The organism is Vibrio sp. Vb2131 (assembly GCF_033338535.1).
GTDB classification, from domain to species: domain Bacteria; phylum Pseudomonadota; class Gammaproteobacteria; order Enterobacterales; family Vibrionaceae; genus Vibrio; species Vibrio alginolyticus.
On sequence record NZ_JAWOSW010000129.1, the window covers coordinates 1 to 561 of the forward strand.

Below are 561 nucleotides of genomic sequence, written 5' to 3' on the forward strand. Positions count from 1 at the left end.
GATCTTCAAGGTTGTCGCCTTTGTGATCTTGGTAAGCTTGGATAACTTCACCTAGAGGGTTGCCAGGGATAACTGTGTCTGATTTCGCCTGTTTACGCATTTTGCCACCGATGATCTGAAGGCGTAGGAAGCACAATAGCGCGATGATGACACCAACAGCGCCCATTGCTAGGATGACGTAACCAACGATACCGCCTTGGTCAATACGCTCCTGACCGGTAGGGCTCTGTACTAGTAGCGATAGAATTACGCCACGAGATGGATCAAGGAATAGCGGCTCATAAGTGCCTTTTGCTGATTCAAAACCAGCCACTTGGCTTGTGATGTTCTTGCTTGGCTGACGTGATAGTTCTTCGAACTTGCCAGTTTGAGGTACGTAAATGACGTATTTGCCATCTGCAATTGCGTTAAATTCACCTACTAGCGTTACGTCGCGAACGGCTTCTTTACCTTCACCGTAAACAACCGTTGCTTGTGTTGTTGATGTATCACCAGATACGACAACTTGTTGAAGAATAGTGTGCCAGAATGCTTCCAGCTCTTGAGTAGATGGTAGGTCTT

The 561-nt window shown here is 46.9% G+C and carries 1 pseudogene; it reads right to left on the reverse strand.

Annotated elements, in window-relative coordinates:
- Positions 1-561 (reverse strand): annotated as a pseudogene (locus tag R7E38_RS23215) (MotA/TolQ/ExbB proton channel family protein); the annotation flags it as partial.